Source organism: Komagataeibacter intermedius TF2, assembly GCF_000964425.1.
Classification (GTDB): Bacteria; Pseudomonadota; Alphaproteobacteria; order Acetobacterales; family Acetobacteraceae; genus Komagataeibacter; species Komagataeibacter intermedius.
This window is the reverse complement of record NZ_BANF01000505.1, coordinates 1-279: the sequence shown is the minus strand read 5'-3', so window position 1 is coordinate 279 and position 279 is coordinate 1. Positions and strand designations below refer to the sequence as shown.

Annotated in this window: 1 protein-coding gene; it reads left to right on the top strand. The window is 60.9% G+C overall.

Features of this window, described 5'->3' with window-relative positions; genetic code table 11:
* A partial coding sequence (locus tag B7449_RS18210) for a carbohydrate porin (protein WP_048884022.1) occupies window positions 1-279 on the top strand: 279 nt, incomplete at both ends.

Sequence of the window (279 nt, the reverse complement as noted above, 5' to 3'; positions counted from 1 at the left end):
CCGTTACAACTCGCTGCCCATCCAGCAGGCCACGGGCGCGGCTCGGGGCAGCAACAGCGACCCCACCAGCCAGACCTACAACGGCGCCAATGGCACGAACTTCAACATGGGCAATGGCGCGCTGCTGATTACCGAACTGCAGTACGCGCTCAATCCGCAGCCTGCCGATATGTCCAACGTAACGAAAAATCCCGGCCTGCCGGGCGTCTACAAGCTGGGGGGATATTACGACACGGCCAGATTTCCCGATTACCGCTACAACAACATGGGGCAGGCCCT